Annotated in this window: 20 protein-coding genes; 8 read left to right on the top strand and 12 right to left on the bottom strand. The window is 39.8% G+C overall.

Annotated elements, in window-relative coordinates:
* Window positions 1-132 precede the first annotated feature (132 nt).
* Entirely contained in the window at window positions 133-1,056 is a 924-nt protein-coding gene (locus tag E4O07_RS02255; RefSeq protein ID WP_253687048.1) for a M23 family metallopeptidase, read from the top strand.
* Here the strand turns inward: E4O07_RS02255 and E4O07_RS02250 are convergent.
* From E4O07_RS02250 to E4O07_RS02230, 5 genes are read right to left on the bottom strand one after another with little or no spacing between them, the layout of a single operon-like run.
* The gene (locus E4O07_RS02250) at window positions 1,053-1,538 is read right to left on the bottom strand and encodes a hypothetical protein (RefSeq protein ID WP_253687047.1); all 486 of its coding nucleotides are present in this window, start codon (window positions 1,536-1,538) and stop codon (window positions 1,053-1,055) included. The genes E4O07_RS02255 and E4O07_RS02250 overlap by 4 nt on opposite strands.
* Window positions 1,528-2,169 (bottom strand): RNA polymerase sigma factor, encoded by a 642-nt coding sequence (locus E4O07_RS02245; RefSeq protein ID WP_253687046.1) that lies wholly within the window; start codon window positions 2,167-2,169, stop codon window positions 1,528-1,530. The genes E4O07_RS02250 and E4O07_RS02245 overlap by 11 nt, the downstream gene beginning before the upstream one ends.
* Window positions 2,162-2,518, bottom strand: a complete 357-nt coding sequence (locus E4O07_RS02240; protein WP_253687045.1) for a hypothetical protein — start codon at window positions 2,516-2,518, stop codon at window positions 2,162-2,164. Before E4O07_RS02240 ends, E4O07_RS02245 begins: the two co-directional genes overlap by 8 nt.
* Window positions 2,519-2,551: 33 nt before the next feature.
* Entirely contained in the window at window positions 2,552-3,022 is a 471-nt protein-coding gene (fliL, locus tag E4O07_RS02235; protein WP_253687044.1) for a flagellar basal body-associated FliL family protein, read from the bottom strand.
* 24 nt (window positions 3,023-3,046) lie between these two features.
* On the bottom strand, window positions 3,047-4,267 hold the full coding sequence (locus E4O07_RS02230; protein ID WP_253687043.1) for a mechanosensitive ion channel family protein: 1,221 nt from the start codon (window positions 4,265-4,267) through the stop codon (window positions 3,047-3,049).
* Window positions 4,268-4,387: 120 nt separating this feature from the next.
* On the opposite strand from E4O07_RS02230, the gene E4O07_RS02225 reads away from it, so the two are divergent.
* The 3 genes from E4O07_RS02225 (at window position 4,388) to E4O07_RS02215 (ending at window position 7,195) form a co-directional block, all read left to right on the top strand.
* The gene (locus E4O07_RS02225) at window positions 4,388-5,041 is read left to right on the top strand and encodes a response regulator transcription factor (RefSeq protein ID WP_253687042.1); all 654 of its coding nucleotides are present in this window, start codon (window positions 4,388-4,390) and stop codon (window positions 5,039-5,041) included.
* A gap of 136 nt (window positions 5,042-5,177) precedes the next feature.
* Entirely contained in the window at window positions 5,178-6,323 is a 1,146-nt protein-coding gene (locus E4O07_RS02220; RefSeq protein ID WP_253687041.1) for a CD0519/CD1768 family membrane protein, read from the top strand.
* Window positions 6,324-6,355: 32 nt separating this feature from the next.
* Complete coding sequence (locus E4O07_RS02215; protein ID WP_253730578.1) at window positions 6,356-7,195, top strand: cobyric acid synthase; 840 nt, start codon at window positions 6,356-6,358, stop codon at window positions 7,193-7,195.
* Window positions 7,196-7,249: 54 nt separating this feature from the next.
* On the opposite strand, the gene E4O07_RS02210 is transcribed toward E4O07_RS02215, so the two are convergent.
* The 5 genes from E4O07_RS02210 to clpB form a co-directional block, all read right to left on the bottom strand.
* A complete protein-coding gene (locus E4O07_RS02210) occupies window positions 7,250-10,255 on the bottom strand; it encodes an autotransporter outer membrane beta-barrel domain-containing protein (protein ID WP_253687039.1) in 3,006 nt (1,001 codons plus the stop codon).
* Window positions 10,256-10,277: 22 nt separating this feature from the next.
* Window positions 10,278-11,474 (bottom strand): hypothetical protein, encoded by a 1,197-nt coding sequence (locus E4O07_RS02205; RefSeq protein ID WP_253687038.1) that lies wholly within the window; start codon window positions 11,472-11,474, stop codon window positions 10,278-10,280.
* Complete coding sequence (locus E4O07_RS02200) at window positions 11,464-14,253, bottom strand: FecR domain-containing protein (RefSeq protein WP_253687037.1); 2,790 nt, start codon at window positions 14,251-14,253, stop codon at window positions 11,464-11,466. The genes E4O07_RS02205 and E4O07_RS02200 overlap by 11 nt, the downstream gene beginning before the upstream one ends.
* Window positions 14,219-16,117, bottom strand: a complete 1,899-nt coding sequence (locus E4O07_RS02195) for an adenylate/guanylate cyclase domain-containing protein (RefSeq protein WP_253687036.1) — start codon at window positions 16,115-16,117, stop codon at window positions 14,219-14,221. Before E4O07_RS02195 ends, E4O07_RS02200 begins: the two co-directional genes overlap by 35 nt.
* 158 nt (window positions 16,118-16,275) lie before the next feature.
* Window positions 16,276-18,855 carry an ATP-dependent chaperone ClpB gene (clpB, locus tag E4O07_RS02190; protein WP_253687035.1) on the bottom strand — a complete coding sequence of 860 codons (2,580 nt, stop codon included), beginning with the start codon at window positions 18,853-18,855 and terminating at the stop codon, window positions 16,276-16,278.
* Between the two features lie 164 nt (window positions 18,856-19,019).
* Here clpB and E4O07_RS02185 point away from each other — a divergent pair, with 164 nt between their 5' ends.
* Complete coding sequence (locus E4O07_RS02185; protein WP_253687034.1) at window positions 19,020-20,570, top strand: AbgT family transporter; 1,551 nt, start codon at window positions 19,020-19,022, stop codon at window positions 20,568-20,570.
* Window positions 20,571-20,640: 70 nt separating this feature from the next.
* Here the strand turns inward: E4O07_RS02185 and E4O07_RS13470 are convergent, their stop codons facing one another.
* The gene (locus E4O07_RS13470; protein WP_371921942.1) at window positions 20,641-20,916 is read right to left on the bottom strand and encodes a DUF4160 domain-containing protein; all 276 of its coding nucleotides are present in this window, start codon (window positions 20,914-20,916) and stop codon (window positions 20,641-20,643) included.
* A complete protein-coding gene (locus E4O07_RS02180) occupies window positions 20,916-21,146 on the bottom strand; it encodes a hypothetical protein (RefSeq protein WP_253687033.1) in 231 nt (76 codons plus the stop codon). The genes E4O07_RS13470 and E4O07_RS02180 overlap by 1 nt, the downstream gene beginning before the upstream one ends.
* A gap of 220 nt (window positions 21,147-21,366) precedes the next feature.
* Here E4O07_RS02180 and E4O07_RS02175 point away from each other — a divergent pair, with 220 nt between their 5' ends.
* The 3 genes from E4O07_RS02175 to E4O07_RS02165 are packed head-to-tail and all read left to right on the top strand — an operon-like array spanning window position 21,367 to window position 25,619.
* Entirely contained in the window at window positions 21,367-22,488 is a 1,122-nt protein-coding gene (locus tag E4O07_RS02175) for an AAA family ATPase (protein ID WP_253687032.1), read from the top strand.
* Window positions 22,485-23,312 carry a hypothetical protein gene (locus E4O07_RS02170; protein WP_253687031.1) on the top strand — a complete coding sequence of 276 codons (828 nt, stop codon included), beginning with the start codon at window positions 22,485-22,487 and terminating at the stop codon, window positions 23,310-23,312. The genes E4O07_RS02175 and E4O07_RS02170 overlap by 4 nt, the downstream gene beginning before the upstream one ends.
* A 51-nt stretch (window positions 23,313-23,363) precedes the next feature.
* On the top strand, window positions 23,364-25,619 hold the full coding sequence (locus E4O07_RS02165) for an ATP-dependent helicase (protein ID WP_253687030.1): 2,256 nt from the start codon (window positions 23,364-23,366) through the stop codon (window positions 25,617-25,619).
* Window positions 25,620-25,621 lie beyond the last annotated feature (2 nt).

Here is a 25,621-nt window from a genome sequence, read left to right as displayed (position 1 = left end):
AGACAACTTAAAAGGATTAAAGTTGCCTATTACCTTGCAATTTTTCGCAGTTTTTATTATAATTTACTTGGAAAGAGTGAATAAAATTTACTTTTTGCCGATAATTAAATCGAAAAAGTTTTGCAGGTTTAAATGAAAAAAAATCACTATTTGTTTGCAGGTATAATCGTTTTTCTCCTAGTACTCGGTACAGCCTATTTCGCGCTAAACGGGTTTGATGTTATTAGTGTGCCTCAAAACTCATTGGATGACGGAATGGGAGGAGGAGATACAAGGCTGCCTACTTTTAGACCTGACAAGGAAATTTCGGATATAACACTCCCCCCGCTTGACTACATAGTATATTCCGTAAAAAAAGGCGACATGGTAGGCGAAATAGCTTCCCGCTACGGGGTAAGTCAGGACGCAATTATAAGCGTAAATAAACTTCGAAATACAAGAACCCTTCAAATAGGCCAGCTCTTAAAGATTCCCTCAATGGACGGAATCGTTTATACACCCAAAAAAGGCGACACCCCTGAAAAATTAGCCGATACCTATAAAATTTCGCTGGAAAAACTTGCTCTGGTAAATAATATTTCGGACAACAATATTCTAAAAGCAGGTTCCGTTATCTTTTTGCCTGATGCAAAGCTGGATTGGATAACACTTCAAGAAATCAACGGAGATCTTTTTAAGTCTCCTATACACGGAAGATACAGGGTAACCTCCCGCTATGGCTGGAGAAGGGATCCTTTTACGGGAAAACGCAGCTTTCATAACGGAATAGACCTTGCGACATACCACGGTGCTCCCATCTACGCAGCCCTTCCGGGAACCGTAGCCGCGACGGGCTACAGCAATGTATACGGCAACTATGTTATAATAAGACATCACTCCGGTTATCAAACCCTTTACGGACACATGCATACTATTTTAACTTCACGAGGAAAGTATGTTACACCTCAAAGTAAGATAGGAACCGTAGGAACTACAGGAAGAAGTACCGGCCCCCATGTTCATTTTACGGTATATAAAAACGGAGCAACGATAAACCCCGTGGCCGTATGGAACTAAACCTTCTCTTTTTTTAGATCGAATTTTTTTACAAAAAAATCAAGGTTACGGTAAACAAAGATAGCAGAATAAACGCTCACAAAGACGGCAAAAACAAGAGCAAAGGGAATTACAAAACTAAGCTTAAAATTTTCCGCAGCCCATTTACCTATTCCTGTAAAGGGGATATAGGCAAGACCGACAATCATCAATATGCCGACAAGGGCCCAAGGCAGGATACTTACGGTGGGCAGTTGATATTTTTCGGCCTGCAAATTAAAAAAATCCGGAGCAGCAGCCTGAATCTTTACCATAGTTTTTTCGGTAAGAACCTCATCCGCCTTTGTCCGTAAAGAAGAAGTATATAGATTTGAAGCCTGGGTAAGAGCACGGACTAGGCTGCGGCATTTTTTACACCGCAAAAGATGAAAGGTAACGGTAAAAGGAACCGCCTCATGCTTATCAAGCATCATATAACGGTTAATAGCTTCATTACATGTCATAGGCCAAATTCAATTTAAATAAAACCGGATATTCAGGACTTTCCTCTTGTCCGTAAATCCCTTGATTTTCAAGCTCTGTCTTTAATATTTTTTTTGAGCGGAAAATATGGGATTTAATCGTATTTACAGGGATTCCGGTAACGGACTCTATATCGGCATAGGGCATATCGTAAAAAAAGTAAAGGTCTATACATATTCTGTATTTTTCGGGAAGATCGTTTACAGCCCGCCTGATTGCGTTTTTTACACAGTTTTGAATTTGCCTTTCTTCGGGAGTTAAATCGTTTGTTTTTATCTCAAAATCATCAAAGGCTGAAACGAATTCTCTCTTACGCTTAACGGAATTTATCGCCGAATTATAGGCAATCCTCATAAGCCATGTAGAAAAAGAAGACTCGCCGCGGAATTTGGGCAGGGCCGAAAAGGTTTTAAGCATTATATCCTGTACAAAATCCTCCGCATCGTCATGGTTTTTAAAAAAGCTCATCCCCAAAGAGTAGACACGCTTTTGATACTTTGCAGCAATGAGGCTGAAGGCTTCGGTATTTCCTGCAAGGACGGCTTTACATAAGAGGCGGTCTTGTAAGGCTTCAGGAGATTCTTTTCTGAGGAAACCGGAAAATTTAATCATCTTTAGACCTCTCCTTCCCGGCCCTTGATGAGATAAAATAGTAGGCCAAAAGACCTATACCGCAGCTTAGGGGAACAAGCCCTCCTAAAAGAACATAACTTACTCCGTCTATTACGGAAAAAAGGGCAGTCAAAACGCTTCCTATCATCAATAAAAGAATTCCGGATATAAGGCAAAACCCCGACAAATTGAATTTTATCGGAATATATGTTTTAGTTTGAATTTGACAGATTATCTGCTTGTTACGCCAAAATAAGTAGAAAAAAATTAAAACGCCGGCCATAAGAATACCGACTATAGGAACAACGGCTATAATAATTTGTGCAGCAGCAACAGGTTGTCCGCTCATTTTAATCCTCCAAAATTTTACCCTTAACAATTTTTATTCCAAAATAACAAAGTCCTTAAAATATATGCGCTTTATACGCGATAAATTCAAGATAGAATTTACCTCGGTCAATACTTCTTTTTTTACCTCATTTTCGGGCATGGTATAAAGTTCATATACGGTTTTTTGCGAAAACCAATCGATAAGGCTTTTTCGGATAGCTTCCTTTTTTTGAACAAGTTCTTCTTCAAAGGCCTTATCCTCAGAATTATACTCCAAAACGGGAAAAACTACAAGGGTTCCGGATGTCTTATCGGCCGTAGGAATCCTAAGCCGCCCCAAGTCGGCATAAAGAGCTTTTTTTCCGCGTATCTCCGAAGGGCTTTTGGGTTTTATAAGCTCACCGGTATCTTTTTTATTAAAAAGAGAAAAAACGGAGCCTGCAATTATAATTACGATTAACGCAAAAAGGAGGTATTTAAGAAAGATATACAGCGTTAAGCCCTTCCGTTTATTCTTACCCATAAAAACCCTCTAAATAGTAAGCTTTTAATTTTTTGCCAAAAAACCGCCCACAGGATATTGGAAGATTCTAAGGTCGAATTCGTGGACAGCCGCAAAAAGGTGATCAAAAATATCGGCCTGAATTTTTTCGTATTCGCCCCAGACCGTAGTTGCCGTAAAAACATAAATCTCCAATGGGATCCCTGTAGCTCCCGGTTCAAGCTGGCGCACCAAAAAAGTCAAATCCTTTCGTAAGGTGTCAAGGCTTTGAAGATATCTGGTAACGTACATTCTAAAGGTTCCGATATTGGTAAGCCTTCTATCGTTTAAGGGATGCTCGGTATCGCTGCCGTATTGGGCACTTATGTCGGAGCTTTCAACCTCGGCAAAATAGGACTTTAAAAGCTCTATCTTCCCTACCCTGCGCCTCAGCTCTTCATCCATAAATTTTACGGAAGAAACATCCAAAAAGATTGAACGCTTGATACGCCTTCCGCCCGTTTCCTGCATACCGCGCCAGTTTTTAAAACCGCTTTGCATAAGGTCGCTTGTAGGCAAAACCGAAATCGTCTTATCCCAGTTTTGAATTTTTATCGTATGTAAGGCGACCTCGGTAACATCCCCGTCGGCATCGTATTTGGGAACCGAAATCCAGTCTCCTCGGCGCACCAAATCGTAGGAAGAAATTTGCAAACTTGCCACAAAGGACAAAATCGTTTCGCGGAAGACCAAAAGAAGAACGGCTGTCATCGCTCCTATTCCGCTTAAGAGGGTTAAGGGAGACTTACCGCTGATTGTTCCCGCAGCAATTATAAAACCTGCAATATAAACAATCAGGATAAAAACCTGAATATAGCTGCGGTAGGGCTTGCCTTCAAACTGAGGGGCATTTTCGGTATAGGCTGTAAGCCCGTCCAAAAGGCCGTGCAAAAGCCTTATGATTATCCAGATTAAAATAATACTTGAAAGCTTTTGCATGACAGCGGCACCGAAGCTAAGCTTTACCGATAAAAAATTAAAGGCAAATATGTAGATAATTAAAGAAATGCGTTCAACATGGATTTCATCAAAGATATAGTCATCCAACTTGCTCTTTGTCTTAGCCGTAAGGCGTGAAATAATCTTTCTTATTGCTCCCGTTGCCGTCTTTTTTAATATTTTGTGAAGAATAAAAGAAAAAGCCAAAACGCTAATCAGCCAAAAAATATCGCTTCGCACAGAATATTCCGAAAGCCACATTTGAAAATTATCCATAATATTTTGCATAGAATACAAAGCCCCTTTAAAAATATCCCTTTGATTTTAATTAAAAAAGCCGACTCTGTAAAGAGCTTTTGAAAACCTAAGTTCTTGATTCAGGTGTACAAACTGTGTTATAGTAGCCCTATGAGAATAGCGATTGTAGACGATGAAAAGCTCATATGCGAGGGCTTAAAATTTATTTTTTCTACCTATCCGGATATTGAAGTTGTTGCAACAGGCAATAACGGAAATGAAGCTTTAAAAATATGTGAAGAAAAAAGGCCTGAGCTCCTCCTCATGGATATAAGAATGCCCGAATGTAACGGAGTGGAAGCCGCAAAAAAAATAAAAAAAGATTTTCCCGATACAAAGATTTTGATTCTCACCACATTTAACGATACGGAATATATTCAAAAAGCCCTTCAATACGGAGCATCCGGCTATCTTTTAAAAGACAGCTCGCCCGACGTAATCTATGACGGAATCAAGGCTGCCATTTCGGGAAACATCGTTATAAACCCTGAAGTCGCAAAAACCATGCTTTTTAAAAACAATGAAGAAACAGAAGAAAGAATTTTAAGGCCCTTGACCGAAATTCAAGACGAGTACGGTTTAAGCCAAAAGGAAGTAGAAATTATAAGGCTCGTTTCTGAAGGGCTTTCCAATAAACAGATTGCCTATAAGCAGGGGCTTTCTGAAGGCACTATCAAAAACAATATTTCGGTAATATTTGATAAGACCTTTGTTTCGGATAGAACACAGCTCGCCGCCTTTGCCTTTAAAAACGGAATTGTGTAAATTCTTGAGCCTCAATTCATAGCCATTTCATTCACATTTCCTCCCCCGCTTGAAAAAAAGCCTTAGTTGGAATATAATTCGCGAATATTATGTACTTTTATTCAATCGGGTACAGTTACTTTGGAGTGCTTAAGGTATGGAAACAAAAGCTTTTTATAAAAAAGAAGTCGGTATAGAAAACTTTATCTTTTTAGGATTGTTTTTTGCCTTCTTTTTCGGTGTCGGCTCTGTTATGGGCGGCGTAAATATGATTAAGACAATGATGGAAACAGGCTTTGATCTTCTTATCAATATCTGTTTGTATCTGATGGCGGTAGCCGTATTGGCCGGAGCCGTCTCAGGTCTTTTTTCGGAATTCGGAACGGTTGCCTTGATCAACAAGATCTTGTACAAGCTGATGAAGCCCTTGTACGATTTACCCGGAGCCTCCTCCCTCGGTATCTTAAACTGTTTTTTATCGGACAACCCTGCAATTTTAACCCTTGCCGATGACGATAATTTTAGGCGCTATTTTAAGCAATACCAGCTTCCTGCCCTTACAAACCTCGGCACTGCCTTCGGAATGGGCTTGATTACCACAACGGCAATGATGGGCTTAAACGTAAAATCGGCAGTCCCGGCAGCCCTAATCGGAAATGTCGGAGCTGTTGCCGGAAGTATAGTTTCGGTCCGCTTGATGATTCATTTTTCAAAAAAACGCTACGGAACAGAGGCTATGGTTTCTACAAGAAGGGTAGACCCAATCCCCGAAAAAATGCGCCCTGTCCGTGAGGGCGGAGCCGGAGCTAGGTTTATTCAGGCTATGCTTGACGGCGGAAAATCGGGGGTCAGCATGGGTATGGCCATAATCCCTGGTGTAGTAATTATCTGTACGATAGTTATAATGCTTACAAACGGCCCGAGTGCAGACGGCACCTACACGGGAGCAGCACGAGAAGGAATCGCCCTCCTTCCATGGATAGGTCAAAAGCTGAGCTTTATCTTAAATCCCCTTTACGGTTTTAGTTCTCCTGAGGCTATTTCTGTCCCGATTACGGCCCTAGGTTCTACGGGAGCCGCCCTCGGCATTGTAAAAGAAATGTCCTTAATGGGAAAAATAAACGCAAACGATATAGCTGTCTTTACCGCCATCTGTATGTGCTGGAGCGGTTATATTTCTACCCATATTGCAATGATGGACGCCCTCGACACAAAGGAGATGACGGGCAAGGCTATTTTAAGCCACACAATAGGCGGCCTCTTTGCAGGCTTTGTCGCCCACCTTATAGCCTTTGTGCTTTAAGATAACTCTTAATAAGACGGCTTCTTAAGATAATGGCAAGCATAATGATTCAAGGGACTACATCCTCTGCGGGCAAGTCCCTTTTTTGTACAGGCCTTTGCAGAATCTTTAAAAAGAGGGGCTTAAAGGTTGTTCCCTTTAAATCCCAAAACATGTCCTCGATTTTTTTTACTACAGCTGACGGAAAAAAAATAAGCAGCGCCCAAGCCCTTCAAGCCAAGGCCGCCGGCATTGAACCCCGCCCCGAAATGAATCCCATCCTCCTCATCCCTAAAACGGATGTGGGCTCTAAGGTGATAATTTTGGGAGAAGAAAAAAAAGAGATGAAGGCGCGGGAATATTTTGAGTATAAAAAGACCTGCAAACCTATAATTCTGGAAACCTTTCAAAAGCTTGAAAGGGAAAACGATATTGTGGTTATCGAGGGAGCAGGAAGCCCCGCCGAAATAAACCTAAACCAAAACGACATAGTAAACATGGGCATGGCAGAAATGGCCGATGCTCCCGTCCTTTTGATTGCCGACATAGACAGGGGCGGCGTCTTTGCCCAGCTCTACGGGACCGTAATGCTCCTCCCCGAAAAGGACAGGAAGAGAATTAAGGGCATGATCATAAATAAATTCCGCGGAGACAAGAGCCTTTTAGATCCAGGCATAAAGATGATTGAAGAGCTCGTAAAGATTCCCGTAATCGCTACAATCCCCTACATGCACTTGGAACTCGCCGATGAGGACAGCCTCATAGACGATGATAAAAAATGCAATACCCAAGGCCAAAGCGAGGCCGAGATCGAAAAAGAACTGGACAAACTCGCTGCCCTCATCGAAGAGAACAGCGATATGGATTTTATTTTTAAGATAGCCGGGATTTAAGGGCGGAATTTAAAAAAGCAGGCCTTAAATAAGGCCTGCTTTAAAACTTCTTTTCTAAGGGCTGGGGGCTGTAGTTGTTAATTTACCATTACCATCCACATACCAGTTGTATCCATCTTTCTGTGTAACTTTGAATTTTTTAGCTTCATTTGAAAGAACAACGCCGTCTTCAGCTTCCAATACGAGTCTTCCCTCAGAATAATTGGTATCCGGCACTGTAATTCGTGCGATTTGATTTTCAGCTGAGGTCAAGGAACCGGTAAGTATGATTGTAGCACCGTTAATAAGATAAACATCATTTTTCCCTTTTGTATGATCGCCTGAAGGATCTAGTTTTGCATCTCCTGACATTTTAAAAGTTCCGGATACATAGACAGCACCTCCATGAGCTTTATTAGAAACTCCTTTTCCTATGTTGCTTTGAATAATTCCGCTAGTCATTAAAAGCTCAGCATTTTGGCCTATATATACACCCCCTCCCTGATTCGCCACATTATCCTTTATTATTACTCCCGATTTTATTTCAAGAGAGGCATGCTCCTCAAGATCAACAGCTCCTCCATTTCTTTCTTTCTTTGATAACTTTGTTGCATCTCCATTTTGCAATGTAAGACTCTCAAGAATAAGTTTATTATTTTTTTTAACCTTAAATATCTTGCATTTTTTATCGGCGTCAAGAATTGCGGTACCATCCTTACCTCGAATAGTGAGGTTACGTCCTACGGTAATTTTATCGTGGTCACCACTAGCAGTAAGTGTACCATCCACAATAATTACCTCAGCTCCCCCGCTGGTCTTCTCAACCTCACTTTTTAATTCTGACCAGCTTGTAACCGTCTTCCCGCCGGGAGTAACCTCTTCCAATTGTCCCGAATTATTTATCTTCCACTTTTTGCCGTCAGTGGAATCGGTAACCTTGAATTTGGAAACTTGAGTCGAAAGATCAACGCCGGAACCTGCTTGTAAGACCTTGATTGTAGAGTTAAATGTAGAAGGATAGTTTACAGGGCTTATTCGAGCTGCAATAGGCTGAGTTAAATTTCCCGTAACCGTAATTAACTTGTTTGCAGGAAGATGAACATCATTTTTTCCTATAGAATTCTCATCAGATCCGGAGGAGGGGACAATCTTTGCAGCACCCGATATCTCAAAGATTCCGCCATTGTAGACAGCACCTCCTAAGACGGCGGTATTGTTTTCTATTGTTCCGCCCGTCATTATAAGACTGCCGGAAGGAGTAATATTAATTGCTCCTCCTGCACCTACTGAACCGGTCGTTTTATTTCCGCTTATGACAGAGCCGCTCTTAATATTTAAGGTTCCGTCTGTATATACGGCTCCTCCTCCCGTAACGGCTTCCGAGTCCTTTATATCGGTATTGTCGAGGGTTAAAACGAAGCCATTATTAGCCATTACAGCCCCGCCTACACCGGCCTTTCCGTTTTGTAATGTTAGGTTAGTCAAAGTCAATTTTTTATTTTGTTTTAATGTAAATATTCGATGTTTTGTAGTTACAGCATCCTTATTTGCATCAATTATATCCGAAGTTTTTCCTGTCAAGCCTTGGATACTTATACTATTATTTACCTCAATTTCGCCGTAGTTGTTTACATCATCCGTCGAACTTATTGCCCCATTTATATAAATAGTATCGTTTTCTTTTGCATTGGCTACTGCCGTTTTAAGAATGTGCCAGGATGAGTTTCCCGACCTTACTTCCTTTCTGACCTTATAGTAATAAGTTTTTTCGTCGCTGTCGGCATAATTAGAAGCTTGAGCCTTTAATTTAACCTCATATATTTCATCCACTCCCGGAATAGAATCTAATCTGATTTTTGTTTTATTTTCATCTAGTGCGACACTGCCGGTATCGCCCGTATGACCTGAAGGCGGGGGAGTAGAATTGGACAATTTTACCTCGGCACGTATTGTTACACCGGAAGTGTATGAGTCATGATAAGCTTCAAGAATTACGGTTTCATCAAAGCATGATGAAATAATGACGGGATTACCGGAGCTTGAAGCCGAAGGAGTTAAAGCATTTTGGTTGTCGATATAAACGCCTAAAACATTTAACTGCGCCATTGAAGCCTCATATTTGATTTTGGGAATGGGAAGCTTTGCTAAATTGGTTACCCCTGAAGTTTCTTGAGAGTAAAGACCTCTTAAATCTTTTACTCTGATCTTATAATTTAAACTATTTCCGATTTTTGCATCGGTTTTTATGCATAGCATCCATTTTCTAGCATTTGCATCAGGAATAGAGTTAAAGCCGCTTATGCCGTCACCTGTTACATCTCCAGCTGCAAGAGGCGTGATTAATTTATCCGAAGAAAGAAGGTTTCCCTGGGAAGCGCTCACATCGAAGCCGTTATTTGTTAATTTTATTAAAATGGGAGCTTTTGTAACACCACCCTCAGTGAAGTGAACCTCAGATATATCTCCGTGAAGATCTATTGATTCTGAAATTCTTTCAAGCTCAAATATCAGAACATAGTACCAATCATTTCCCTCTTGTATTTTCCCTGTAGTAACCCATTCCGGTTTAGGCGGAACTGTGTTAGCTCTAAGTTTATAATTGTAGTTTTGCTCAAACCTCCTGTTATCTTTTTTATTATACAGGTTTATTTTAGGATTGAGATTCGTCTTGCCTTGTTCATTTTTAAGTAAAAATTCTTTTTTGTATTCAAGCCGTATTTTATCGGAACCTATTTGCTCTAAAGAATAATCTATTCCCTGCTCAGGGCTTCCGCCGTTTTTACCTTTTACGTTTTCATCAAAAACGATAATATCATTAGGAGCATCCGAATCATGGGGCATTATAAAATCAAATTTTTGTGGATTATGAAGTTTAAAAATAATTTGTGCATTTTTATTAGAGGGTAAAGAGGAAAACCCTTCACCATCAACTAAACTTCCGGGCGGAATTTCTATATCAATTATGACTGCATTATTTGCCCAATATGAAAAAGTTTCTTCAATTCCGATAATCAGCTGTTGACATGATGTTAAACTAAACAAAATCAAAAAAATCAAAAAGTTAGTTAAAATTTTTTTCATAATACTCCGGTTCTCCTATAGCTTAAAATTCCCAACCTAAAGAAAGAGAGGGTTGAATTACATATTTAGGAAAATCTTTTCTAAACAAAAAAGTATGCTCCAAATTTAATTCAATATATAATTTTTTATAAAGATAAACCTGCACGGCAGTTCCTGCATTAACCGAAGGACACCAAAACCAATATGCAGGACTTTTGATATCGGTTCCCGGATATTCAAATTTTGCCTGAAACATAAATGCACCGCCGCCGCCAAGGTGTAAATCAAAGTTAAGTCTACGTTTAATTATAGGAAACATATATACAAAATTAGCCTGAGGTAAGATAAAACCGGTTTTTAAGATATATGAAGCGGGCTTATTTTTCAACTGCATTAAGGAAAGCCCCAGACTCAAACCGAAATGCCCATATGCTCTTTTTAAAGGCACAAAAGCAAATCTCAAAGAGCCTCCTAATGGGGAAATGTTGGATTTAAAATATTTATAAAGAGTTTCATTTTGAATAAAATAACTGAAAGTATAACCCAGAGAAAGAAAGATATCGATAGGTTTTTGAAATTTAAAATTTATACTTTTTGAATTGTCATAAAGACCGCTGGGATCTTTAGCTGTAAGAACATAGGTCCCGGCCTTTAATTTTGAAAAGTTAAGCTGAATTTTAATTTTCTTACCGGGCTTATCGGAATCAACAACCTCACATTGTACCGGATTTTCGTTATTCCTAGTCAATGTAAATATGGTTTCAGGAAATATATTTTTTCCGGAAACTATAATATAATCTGCTGCAGGTTCATCAAAATATATAGACTCGATGGATAAGGACAGCACTTCGGGCTGATATGCAACACGTACATCAAAATTCCTATATTCACTTGCAAACTCACTCTGATTAAGAAGGTTAATGACTGCTACCCTATAACGATATTTACCAGGTTTTAAAGAAACATTTATCGAATTCTTTTTTAAAGTTTTTTTATCAATTTGAATCCAGTTTCCGGATTGATCTTTTTTTTCAAGTAAGAATTCATAACCCAATATGTCATCTATTGCTTCCCATGACAAGTGTTGATATAAAGAAGAGCCTTCCTTTCCTTCTTCTATAAAATAGCTTTTTTGAATCTTTGAATCATTGTTGCTTGCCTTCGCCGCTTCTTGAGGATATAAATATACAAGTCTGCAAAATAATAAAACTAAAAAAATAAAACAAATTCTATTGACCATACATAACTCCGGTTTCATCAGTAGAAACTTTTTTTGATTGAGGTAGCTCTATCTTAAATTTCCTAACGGCAGCTTTTCCATCCTGAACGATATTAGTGCCTTCAAATTTTTGTTGAGCCCTTACCTCTATATAAAACACACCACGTGACAACAAATTCAATTTAGTAAAATTTAATTCAATATTTCCTGTAACGGTTTGCGGAAGGCTGTCTCTATAAACCGTTTTTGAAGAATTATATATTCTTACAAGGTAGTGATCTGCTTCAGGGATCCTAGTCCAAACAAATTTTATACTTCGATTATTTTTAAAGAAGTCTGCATTCAATGTCGTGTCTTGCTTAGGCGCAAGCATATCCGGAGCCTCCAATAAAGGAATAGGAAGAACCTTAAATGAAGCATCTTTTCGGCTTGAAATATCAAAGCCCTTTGCAGTTTTTGCGATTAGTTTCCATATATATTTACCTGCACCAAGAGGAGGTAATTGAACGGATGTCTCAGGATTTTGTATAGAAAGAACAGGATTCTTTTCTCCCACCTTAATCAAAATTAACCTGGATGTTTCCGGATCTTCAACGGAGGACCATTTTAAAACTTCCGGTTTTAAAACTGCATCCATGCCGCTAATACTCATACCGTCAATAGGATATATAAGTTCAACAGGTTTTAAATGCATTAATTCTATTTTACGGTCAGCTGTATAACCGTATCGTTTACCTGCCGTTTCGTTTAAAGATGCAAAAGCTTGAACACTTATTATATAAGAACCGTTCTCAATAGATTTTATATCAACATCAATTTCGGTTCCGGTAATAAATGAGTTTTCATATACAGGTTTTTGATTTAAACCTTCAGGTGTAATCCTAAACCGGTAATATTCCGCTTCAGGAACCTGCGTCCACTTAAATTTATTTTCTCCCTTGGGCAAAATAATTATTTTATTTTTTAAATCGATAAATTCCGGTTTGGAAAGAGGCGGAACAATAATCAGTTTTTTTACTTCGCTCTTTAAATCATTGTTTTTATTTTTTGTTAAAACACGCCAATACCATTCACCCTTTTCCAAGGAAACACCTTCTACCGAAGAACCATTTACTTTTTTATCGGCTGCAAGTTTCTTAAAATCTTGAGATGACGAAACTTGAAAATAGAGTTCATCCTTTGTATTTGTTTTCCATGTAAACTGCGTATCTTTGCAAAAAGAATCTGCAATAACATAACCGTCCGGAGGAAAGACCGAGCGTATAAAAATTTCTTCTCCGCCTATTTTTATTTTTTCGGGTTTACTTAAGCCCACCGGTATTTCATTTTTATCCAGAGCTGCTATATTCCAGTAATAGCCGGATGAAGGCAGAAGATTTTCAAAATTTTTTATTTCAAAATAGTTTGAAGTTAATACTTTTTCGAACACTATGTTCGACATGCTTTCATCTGTAGAAATGCGAAAATTATATTTTTTTGCTTCCGGTACTGACGGCCAAGAAAAAAAGGCCTTATTCCCTTCAAGCGTTTCGCTCATATTTTGAGAAAGGTCTAAAACTATGGGTTCTTTATTTTTTGTCTTTTGAACATAAAAAACACCTGTCTCGGAAGTTTGAGAAGGAGCACCTTCCGTAATATAATTCGGAACAACACGCCAATACCATTTTCCATCTTCAATACCGCTAAGGTTTACCGACGAAGCATTTATAAGCCGGCTGAGTTTCGGATTTTCAAAGGAGTCATTATCTGCGAGCTCAATCAAGTAATTTGAAGCAGCAGAATTTCCTTCCCAAGAAAATTTTATTGCAGGTAAATCGTTTACATAAGAAAATTCTTCATTTAAGTTAGGTTCTAGTAGCTTAGGAGGCGGAGCATCGGTAATGCTAAGTTTTCCCTTTGCCGCTGAAACATCTTCCGGCCCCAAAGAAGAAGAATAAAGCCGCCAAAAAATATTTCCCGATGAAACACTCCGCTTTAATTCGCTCAAGCCCTTTACCTGAACTTTTTCGGTATCGGCATTAAAATTCCGTGACGAAGAAATTTCAAAGATCAGGTCTTCCATTTCGGGAAAAGAACTTTGCCATCTAAACAAAACTTCTATGGGTTCCTTATTAAAATTAAAAATCTTCTCGGAAGAAGACGGACTTATCATGGTAATGGAAGGTTTACCTCCTTCAACCAAAACAGTTCCGGCTTTCAAAACTGAAGACTCGATAACCGAATCGGAAGAATCCTCCGCTTGAGCGTTTTCAACTTTAGATACCGAGGCTTCGCCCTTTTCGACTGCAATTTTTATCGGTTCTTCTCCGGATTTTGAAGTGTGAAGCACGGACTCTTTTTCGATAGCAAGCGAAGCATTTCCGGACCTTACAAGCATTTTGGAATCTACGGTTTTTACCGAAACATTTCCTTCACTTATTTGAACTGAAACATCTTTTTCGGCCCTAGGCTTAAAAATCTGAATCATGGTGTTTTCACCGACATTTACCGTACTCTTATCGGTAAAATAAATAACCGCTTCCGAATTCGATGCTGTGCGTATTGTGTCCCCGTTATATACATGAGAATATTGGGCAGGTCTATCCCAAACAGCCCTATCTATAAATTTACGCTGAACACTCTTTTCTTTATAACTTACAATTGCAATTGAAGGCTTATCTCTATTAAGCGTTTTGTTTAAATTCTTCCAAAACAAAAATATGGTAGAACAGGCTATCAATAATGCGATGAGGACAACAAAGATGTCCGCAAATTTATTATCAAGTTTAGGATTGGATCTTGTATTTTTTTTCGTCTTCATTTACATCCACCTTTGAAAAATCGGGGGCAGGTATTCCGAGAACCTTTCTTATTTGTGCCAGATTTTTAGGTCCTTTTAATCCTGCACCGGGAATATTTGTTTCGTTCGGCATATTGATTAAGGCGAAAACTCGTAAGGGTTTTGCTTTTCCCTTAACGGTAACCGAGGGCATTTCTTCAACAACAACATGATCCTTTACCAAATTGTAAGTATGTTCGGTAATAAGAATATCGGTGCCCATGGGTTTATTTAAAGCTTCAACTCTTGAAGCCGTGTTTACCGCATCCCCTATAACAGTGTACTCCATTCTCTCATGCGAGCCTATCTGCCCTGCAACCACTGCCCCGGAATTTATTCCGCAGCCTATTCTGATTATCGGTTTTTTATCTCCTCCGCGGCCCCGATTAAAAAATATAAGAGCTGCACGCATTTTAAGAGCTGCACGAAGACAGTTTAAAGCATCTTCTTTGGGATTCCCTGTAGACGTAGGCGCACCCCAAACCGCCATGATGGCATCTCCTATAAATTTATCTACGGCTCCGTTTGTTTTATTTACGCAATCTACCATCAAGGTCATGTACTCATTTAAAAATTCTACAACCTCAGCCGGATCCATTTTTTCGGAAATCGAAGTAAAAGAACGGATATCCGAAAAGAAAATCGTTGTTTCCTTTGTTTCTCCTCCGAGAGCCAGCTTTCCCTTGGCAGCAAGCTCGGCTATTTCTTTATTTATAAATCGGCCGAAAGAATCTTTAAGCCTTTCTCTTTCGGCGAGGCCCTTACCCATTTCGACAAAGCTTGTAGTCAAAAGACCAAGCTCATCCTTGGTTTTAGCTTTTAAGTCTATTTCGTAATTACCCTGCTTTATTTCGTCTGCCGCAAGGGCTAAACTTTTTACGGGACGGCTTATCGATTTTGAAAAGAACCATACGAAGACTACAGAAAAAGACAAAACAATTATACTGAGATAGATATTCCGCCTTGTGGTATTTTCTACAGGTTCCAAAAGAACATCGGCCGAAGCACTTGTTAAAACCGCAAGATCTCCCAATGAGAGCCTGTTATATGAGCCGAAATATTCTTTTCCGTCCTCATCTTTTACAAGAACCTGTCTGTCATTGTCTCCGTTTTCCCGCATCTGTATAAAGAGAGGAAAATTACTTACATTCGCCTTATTTTTTACAAGATTAAAATCAGGGTGAACAAGCACATCGCCCTCATTATTAACAAGATAGGTTGTCTGCATTGTTCCGGCACCGAAACTTTCCGACAGCTTTTCGGCTGAAAAGAAAACAACCAAGCCCTGAGCTAAACCTTTTTCGGTGTAGGGATAGAAAAAAACCAGCATAGGCATATCGAAAAGCCAAGCAGCGTTTAAAACCTGAGTTATCCCCTTTTCGGTTTGAAGCAAGGAATTCTTTGATTGCTTCAAAAATTCATCTACCAAGTCAAAATCAATATCATTGGAAGCAAAAAAATGAGAGCTTAAAAGTTTGGTTTCAACACCGCTTTCCCTCTTGGAATCCGTAACCAATATTGCAGCTACATAAGGGTTTTTCTGAAAATATAAGGACGAAACCCGGTTTGAAAAAGAGCTTGAACTTTCATTTGTGTTAAGCATATCTAAGAGCAAAGAAGCATTGGCTCTTAATGCCGTCAAATCTTTTTCAGCCGAAGATGCAGCCTGCTTATTTACGGTGCGGTTGTTTTCTTCAGCCGTGAGCTGAACATCCAAGCGGCCGAACCATGTAACTAAAGCCGTAATTCCGCCCAAGGATAGGATGATCAAAATAGATATAATCGTAACCAGTTTTGCACCTATCGAAAACCTTACCTTAGTTTGCCCAGTTTCTTGTCTCATCATTATGGATAACCCCTAATCTATAGTAATTACGAACTTTAAATGTATGCTTATAAATCGGGATATTAACATAATTTATAGTCTTTTTCAAGCGCTGTCCTTTCTAAAGATAAACCAGGGCGCATTCTTTTACCTTTCTTAAACACAAGCCCGAATATCTTTTATCCCTTCTTAAAGATAAGACCGGCCTCTCCCTTGTCAACAAGAATCGTGCTTCCTTCGGGGAATTTACCTTCGAGGACTTCACGGGCGAGTTTGTTTTCAAGCTCGGCCTGTATGGCTCGCTTTAAGGGGCGAGCGCCGAACATCGGGTCATAGCCTATGTCTGCAAGCAAATCCTTAGCCTTATCCGAAACCTTTAAGCCAAGGCGTCTGGCCTTCAAGCGTTCTGCAACCGATTTAAGCTGAATATCGACAATCTTTCTGATATGCCCTTTTTCGAGCCTGTTAAAGGTGAGTATCTCGTCAATACGGTTTAAAAATTCGGGCCTGAAGTTATCGCGCAGGATTTGGGTAATTTCTTCTTTGATGCTTCCCATGTCCTTGGCCGTCAAAATATACTCCGAACCTATATTGCTTGTCATAATTATAATGGTGTTCTTAAAGTCCACCACTCGGCCCTGTCCGTCGGTAAGGCGGCCGTCATCCAGAATCTGTAAAAAGACATTAAAGACATCTTGATGGGCCTTTTCGATTTCGTCAAAAAGGATTACGCTGTAGGGCCTGCGCCTTACGGCCTCGGTAAGCTGACCGCCCTCGTCATAGCCTACATAACCGGGAGGAGCTCCGATGAGGCGGCTTACGGAATGTTTTTCCATGTACTCGCTCATGTCTATGCGGGTAAGGGCCTTTTCGTCATTAAATAAAAAGTCTGCCAAGGTGCGGGCCAATTCCGTTTTACCGACACCGGTCGGGCCTATGCATAAAAAGCTTCCCAAGGGACGGTTCATATCCGATAGCCCGGCCTTGTTTCTTCTTATCGCGTCTGATACCACCCTTACAGCCTCATCTTGGCCTACAACCCTCGTTTGAAGAACCTTTTCAAGCTCCAAGAACTTTTGCATCTCGCTTGCAAGCATTTTGGCGACGGGGATGCCTGTCCACATGGAAACTATTCGGGCTATGTCTTCTTCGCATACCTCTTCGCGTAAAAGCTGCCCCTGTTGGCCGGCCTTTTTTTCAAGCTCGGCCGTAACGGCGGCTATCTTTTTTTCGACCTCGGGAATCTTGCCGTATTTAAGCTCGGCGGCCTTGTTTAAGTTTCCTTCGCGGCTGTACTTGGTTTCTTCAATGCGGAGCTGTTCAAGCTCTTCCTTGTATTTGCGCGATTCGTTAATGCGAGATTTTTCGTTTTGCCATTGGGCCTGCATCGCATTCCTCTTGGAAGAAAGCTCTGCCAGCTCTTCTTCAAGTTTTAAAAGCCTTTCCTTTGAGGCCGTATCGTTTTCTTTTCCGATAGAAACTTTTTCGATATTTAGTTGAAGGATTTTGCGTTCAACCTGATCGAGCTCAACGGGCTGGCTTTCTATTTCCATTTTAAGGCGGCTTGCAGCCTCATCCACAAGGTCGATAGCCTTGTCGGGCAAAAAGCGGCTTGTGATATAGCGGTTGGAAAGGACGGCCGCGGCAATTAGGGCCTCGTCCCTTATGCGCACCCCGTGGTGAACTTCGTACTTTTCCTGTAAGCCGCGCAAGATGGCTATAGTGTCTTCGACCGTGGGTTCGGGGCAGTAAACCTGCTGAAAGCGGCGTTCAAGGGCTGCATCTTTTTCGATGTATTTTTGGTACTCGTTTAAGGTGGTAGCTCCTATCGCCCTGAGCTCTCCGCGGGCAAGGGCAGGCTTTAATAGGTTTGAAGCGTCCATCGAACCCTCGCTTGCCCCGGCACCTACAAGGGTGTGAAGCTCGTCGATAAAGAGGATTACCCTTCCTTCGGATTTTTGAACTTCGGAAATTACGGCCTTTAACCTTTCTTCAAATTCGCCGCGGAATTTGGCTCCTGCAACAAGGGCGCCGAGGTCGAGGGATAAAAGACGCTTTCCCTTCAGGCTGTCGGGCACATCCCCTGAAACTATCCGCCTTGCAAGGCCTTCGACTATGGCGGTTTTTCCGACTCCCGGCTCTCCGATTAAAACGGGATTATTTTTTGTCCTGCGGGAAAGCACCTGCATTACCCGCCTTATTTCTTCATCCCGGCCGATTACCGGGTCTATCTTTTCGTTTTTAGCAAGTTGGGTTAGGTCGCGGCAGAATTTTTCTAAACTTCTGAATGTAGATTCAGGCGTTTCGCTTGTTACCCTGTTGTTGCCCCGAACCTCTTTTAAGGCTGAAAGGAGATTTTTTAAATTTATTCCCCGCGAGCGCAAGAGTTCTCCCGTTGCGTCCTTAGACTCGCTTAGAGCAAGAAGAAGGTGTTCGGTAGAAACATACTCGTCCTTTAACTTATCAGCATAGCCTTCTGCATGGGCAAAGACCTTTGCAAGCAGGGGCGAAATATAGGTTTGAGCAGACTGCCCTGTAACACGGGGCTTTCTGTCAAGCATTTTGTCGAGTTCATCCAAAAGACTTTCGGGATTGACGCCGATTTTTTCTACCAAGGGAGGAACAATTCCGTCCTCTTGTTCTAAAAGAGCATATAAAAGATGCTCGCTTTCAACCTGACTGTGGTCATCTCTTTGAGCCAGCGATGAAGCTTCTTGAACGGCTTCAGAGGCCTTAACTGTATACTTATCTATATTCATGTATAAAAAATAATAAAAATCGATAAAAAAATCAATGATACGCAAAAATAATGCTAAAATATTAAAGGAATTTGACAAGGCTGACTTGTCATATTTTCAATCATCATATATAATGCCCCGAACGTCTATTTTACATAGACAAATACATTTTCTAGGAGTTCTTCATGGATAAAAAAAAGAACAAGGAAGTTTCAGGCTTCCTCAAAGGAGTTGAAAGGATCGGAAATAAATTGCCGCATCCTGCTATGATTTTCTTAATTTTAAGTATCATTGTAATCATTGTCTCTGCTCTTGCAGAAGCATTCGGAACCCCTGTTACATACTTTGATGCCCGAAAGGGAAAAGAAGTTACTATAGGAGCCGTTTCGCTTTTAAATCTTGATGGTCTTAGGTACATTTTAAATACCGCTACCAAGAATTTTACAGGCTTTGCACCCTTGGGAACAGTTTTGGTTGCTATGCTCGGTGTAGGTGTTGCAGAGTGGACAGGACTTATCAATACCTCTCTTAAAAAGCTTCTTTCAGGTGTTCACCCCAGACTTTTAACTGTTGTTGTTGTTTTTGCAGGTATTATGAGCAATATCGCTTCCGACGCAGGTTACGTTGTAGTTATTCCTCTAGGAGCCATCGTATTTGCTAATGCAGGCCGCCACCCGATGGCAGGTCTTGCAGCAGCCTTTGCCGGTGTTTCGGGAGGCTTCTCAGCCAACCTCATGCTCGGAACAATTGACCCGCTTTTAACAGGTATCACAACCGAGGCCTTACACAATGCCGGTATGGATATTGCAATTGACCCGACATGTAACTGGTTTTTTATGATTGCTTCTACCTTCATTCTTACAATTGTCGGAACCTTCGTTACGGAAAGAATCGTCGAAAAGAACTTGGGCACATATAACGGATCATACAAACCGGACAACATGCCTATTTCTGACGTTGAAAACAAGGGATTAAAGCTTGCCGGTATTTCTATTTTGATTATGGCCGTTATTTTAATTATTGGTCTATTCGGTCTTCCCAAGCTTCCCGGTCTTGCAGTTTTAAGAGAAATTGACCCCAAAACAGGGGAAAGTTCAATTTCAAACTTTATGCACGGAGGTCTTTTACCCGTAATTCTTTTAATCTTCTTGATTCCCGGTCTTATATATGGTAGAAAAACGGGGAAAATTCATAACTCCCACGACCTTATCAAGGGAATGACTGCAGCAATGAGCTCTATGGGCGGTTACCTCGTATTGAGCTTTTTCGCAGCACAGTTTGTAAACTACTTCGGAAAGACAAACCTCGGAACAATCATCTCGGTAAACGGTGCAAACTTCTTAAAGAGCATCGGATTTACAGGTTTGCCGCTTATAATCTCATTCGTTATTATTTCGGCCTTCCTTAACCTCTTTATGGGCTCGGCTTCTGCAAAGTGGGCTATCATGGCTCCTATCTTTGTTCCCATGATGGTAAACTTAGGTCTTTCACCTGCCTTAACACAGGTCGCCTACCGAATCGGAGATTCAAGCACAAACCTCATCACACCCTTGATGAGCTACTTTGCAATGATTGTTGTATTTATGAAAAAATACGATGAAGATTCCGGTCTTGGAACATTGATTTCAACCATGCTGCCCTATTCAATCTGCTTCCTGCTTTCATGGATAGGTCTCATGATTATCTGGTACATCTTCGGTCTGCCCTTAGGCCCCGGAGCATTTATCCATATCTAATCGATCTTTCGGATTAGCTTAAAAAACCCACCCTGCCATCCTTTGGACGGCAGGGTGGGTTCTTATATGGTCAATTATAAAATTGCACCTGCGAGTTATGATATATCTTCCAAAAGTTTATAAAGTCAAAATAGTAGCTTTGCATAGCAGAAAAAATGCGAGTCAAATCTTTCTGAGGAATTTTGCCCCTGTTGTGGGCTAGTTTAAAAGAACCGTTCGATAAAACCCAAATTTTTGTATCATTTTTGCTTGGATCACCTTTAGTGACATGAAAATGAATAGGTTCACCGGCTTCATTTGACCAAAAATAAATTTTATAACCTGCAGTACGGAGATATATGGGCATCAAGCACTCTCCAATGCATCAAGATTGCGGAAATCCGTTATCGACCGGTAAATTTGTTTAAGATAATTTTTAAAATATTCATTCTTTTCTAAATCAAAATTAGAATGTATTATTTCTCCTTCATTTGTAAGCAAAATAGATTCGGCTGTTTTGCAATCTTCAAAACATACATCTTTCTCGGTATATGTAATTAAAATTCCATCTTTTTCGCAAAAAACTTTACGGTCCATAATAGCCTCCTACAAGCTATTATACAATAAATAAGCTGACAATGCTATATGGATATTTGTGCCCGAATCGCAGCATGGGGTTTGGGCGACAGGTAAAGCGGTATGGGAAGGATAAAAAAAAGGCATAAAACGCGTATTTTATCCGTAATTTTTTTACGGCATACTTGATTTTTATTTGATATTTACCGATAATAGTGTTGGATTACCTTTGGAGTATATTATGATCAAATCATTTACTGTGACAAATTTTAAAGCATTTCGAAATAGTGTAACTCTCGATTTTTCGGCAACCGGGAACTATGAGTTCAACACCGAGGCTGTAAAAGGCGGTATTGTAAAGACTGCTGTTATGTACGGTAAAAATGCCGGCGGAAAATCTTCACTTGCCTTAGCTCTATTTGATGTTGTAGGAAATTTGACCGATAATTACACCAATCCCGGCAATTACAAGAATTATCAAAACATGTTTTCACCTGAAGAACCTGTGGAATTTGAGTATACATTCAGTTTTAAAAATACGGATGTAATTTATAAGTATAGAAAAAGCAGTAGTAATATATTTATTCAAGAAACACTTATAATTGACAAGAGAACCGTGATAAACTATGACAGGGCTTCGAGCAGCAAAGACTTTGATGTTTTTCTTTCCGGTACAGAAAACCTAAATAAAGATTTGCCTAATCTTCAAATTTCCGCTTTAAAATGGATTAAAAGTAATAGCGTTCTTGACGATAACATCGAAAATCATCTTTTTAATGAACTCTTTGATTTTGTGAATAAAATGCTTTTATTTTGGTCGTTGGATACCCGCTCTTTTGTTGGTTATACATCAAATGATAATGATAAGATCATTGAGAGAATTATAAAATCTAACCATTTTAAAGAATTGCAATTCTTTTTTCGGGAAGCTGGGTTTACCGATGAACTGGTTTATAGCAACCACTCAGGCAGTGAAGAAATATATGTTAAATACGATGAAAAATTATTGAACTTTTATAGTGCTTGTTCTACAGGAATGCGCTCTCTTTTGCTTGTTTACTATTGGTTGCAAGATGTGCGCAATCCTGCAAGATGTCCTTCATTTATATGTATTGACGAATTCGATGCTTTTTATCACTTTGAACTTTCACGCTTTATCGTAAGGAAATTAAAAGAGCTTGACTGTCAAGTTCTTCTTACCACACATAACACAACACTTTTTACAAACGATTTGTTACGTCCTGATTGTTTTTACATTTGCTCAAAAGAAAAGATTGTCAATGCACATAATGCAACGGAAAAAGAACTCCGCTTAGGTCATAATCTTGAAAAACTGTACAGAGGCGGAACTTTCGGGAAATGATTTTATTTATTTTTGAAGGCGAAAAACGGGAACCTCAAATTTATAAAACAATGCAATACTTGTTTTTCGACTCAGACTCAAAAAATGAAATACTTGTTTCATATTGTAACAATATTTATTCACTCTGCAAAAAGATGAAACAGCATGACAGTTTTAATAATTCGGGCTCCGATATTGTTCAAATATTGAAAGAAGAACTTTCTAAAAATGATGCAGATAATGTGTTAAAAGATATTAAAGACAGCGATATCTTTTCCGAAATATATCTTTTTTTTGACTATGATATACACATGCCGGATAAGATTAATAAAACATCAATTGAAAAGCAAAATAATGATGTTACAGAAATGTTGGAATATTTTGATGATGAAACCGGAAATGGAAAGCTGTATATTAATTATCCCATGATTGAATCAATTCGATATTTTAAAAAGCCATTACCTGATAATGATTATATATATTATACCGTAAATTTAGACAGCAAAAAATCTTTTAAAGAGCTGGCAAATGAGGAATCTTTTTATAAAAATCTTGATTTTGTCAGTTTTAAAATAGATAAAAAAACACTTGAAATAAAAATTCCTGATAATCCTGAAAAAATTCGAAAGCTAAAAAGTAATTGGAATCATATAGAGAATTTAAATGTTAGAAAAGCCAATTATATATGCTTTGAAAATGATGTGCTTCCTAAAGAAAAATCAGAAATAAATCAACTTGCAATATTTAAATCTCAAGTCAGTACGTATGTATTGCCGCAGCAAAAAACAGCAATACTAAATGCTTTTCCGTTATTTTTATATGAATATAAAAAGTTTATAAGCTGAGCACCGATTTAATAATTGAGTGGTAAAATTATAATTTTTTGGAGGATTGTTTTGGCTCAACCGGATTATTTAAACATTCTAAATGAAGAACAGCTCGAGGCTGTCAAGCATCAGGGTTCTCCCCTTTTGATTCTTGCGGGGGCCGGTTCAGGAAAAACACGGGTTATTACCACCAAGATTGCCTACCTCATTGCCGAGCATAATATCGAGCCTGAGCGTATTCTCGCCGTAACATTTACAAATAAGGCAGCCAAAGAAATGTCCGAAAGAGCTTCTCATCTTGATAAGAGGGCGGAAAGAGCAATGCTCCGTACCTTTCATTCCTTCGGAGCGTGGATCTTACGCATGTATGCGGAATGGGCAGGGCTTTCACATAATTTTACAATCTATGATGACGATGATGCCCTTTCTCTTTTGGTACAGGCCTCCCCTGCTCTTACAAAAAATACTGCCCGCGGCATCATCAAAAAAATTTCGCGGGCAAAGGATTATTGCCTTCTCCCCGATGACCCTCTCTTGCAGGAAATAGATCCTAACCCTGAGTTTGCAAAAATCTACGGTGAATATCAAAAGAGATTAAAAGAAACCGGAAACGTAGACTTCGGGGATCTCATCATGATTCCCGTTATGCTCTTAAAAGAAAACCCGCAAATCAGAGCCTCTCTTCAAAACCGCTTTTCGGTAATCATGGTAGACGAATATCAGGACTCGAACATAGCCCAATTCGAATTCTTAAAAGTGCTCACGGGAGAAAATACCTACATCTGCGTGGTAGGAGATGACGACCAATCGATCTACCGTTTCCGCGGAGCCGAGGTTCAAAACATATTAACATTTGCCGATACCTTTAAAAACACGAAGATAATAAGGCTTGAAAAAAACTACCGTTCATACTCGGAAATTCTTGCGGTCGCAGATTCCGTCGTAAAAAAGAATACGGGCCGGCTCGGTAAAACCCTCGTCGCCGAAAGAGGCAAGGGGCAAAAGCCTCACATTTATTTTTTACCTAATCAGGAAACCGAAGCGGAACTTTGTGCCCGTCTCATATCGAAGGATGTTGAAAGCGGAGGAGCCTATTCCGACTGGGCTGTCTTGTACAGAACTAACGCCCAATCCTTAAATTTTGAAACGGATTTTTTACACAAAAAAATTCCATATCAGGTTATAGGAACCTTAAAATTTTATGAGCGTGAAGAAATAAAGGATGCCCTCGCTGTCCTTGCCCTTATCTCTAACGGAAGGGATGAGGTAGCCCTGAGGCGCATAATAAATAAGCCCACCCGCGGCGTGGGAGAAATCACCCAAAAAAAACTCATCGATCTCTCAAGAGAACTTATGTTTTCCAAAAAAAGCGATGAGCTGGGACTTGAATCCAAGGACGATTATATATCGGCCATGTCCGCCCTTTTAGATTCGGCTTCCCTCACAAAAAAAGCCAAGGAGGGCTTAAAAAATTTTTTAAACACCATAAAGGAATTACGCAGCATAATAGAAGCGGGCGACATCTTTTTTAAAAAAGAAGAACCTAAGGGTGAAGGCTTGGCACCTTTTATATATGAGATTTTAAAACAATCGGGCTTTGCCGAATACTACGAATCGGTTGACTCGGCTTCAGGCACCCAAAAAACTGCAAACTTAAACGAGCTTGCAAACACGGCCTCTCTTTACGATTTTTCGGTAAAGGGCTTAAACGAATTTTTAGAGCACATCGAACTGGATAGAAGCCTTGCCGACAGCGGCGAGCAAAAAGATTCCGTCAACCTCATCACCATTCACAACACAAAGGGTTTGGAATTTAAAAATGTAATTATCACGGGGCTTGAAACAGGCGTCTTCCCTCGCGATAACGGAAACTTTGATGAGCTTGAAGAAGAACGAAGACTAATGTATGTAGCCTGCACCCGCGCAAAGGATGCCCTCTACATGACAAGCTGCGCCTCGCGCCGCCTTTACGGAAGCCTGACATTTACCCAACCCAGCCGCTTTATCTTCGAAATAGACCAAAGCCTTGTAAATATCTCTGAATCCTCGTCCTCTTATCCAAGTTTTTCAGGTTCATCTTTTTCAGGCGGCTTCGGAAAACAAATCAAGCCTGAAGATTTCGGAACAAAAAAAGAAGAACACCCCCTCCTTTCCGTATGGAAGAAGGGAGAAAAAATATACCATGACGATTACGGCTACGGGGTAATAGTAAAGGCCGATGCTTCAAGCGGAGAACTCGTAGTAAACATCCAATTTGAAACCGGCCTTATAAAACGCTTTATGCCCGAATATCAGGCAAACGATATGACAATAATAAAAGAGTAAGT

The organism is Treponema sp. OMZ 798 (assembly GCF_024181385.1).
In the GTDB taxonomy this organism is placed as follows: Bacteria; Spirochaetota; Spirochaetia; order Treponematales; family Treponemataceae; genus Treponema_B.
The sequence above is the reverse complement of the archived record's forward strand: the minus strand, read 5'-3'. Positions and strand labels throughout refer to the sequence as shown.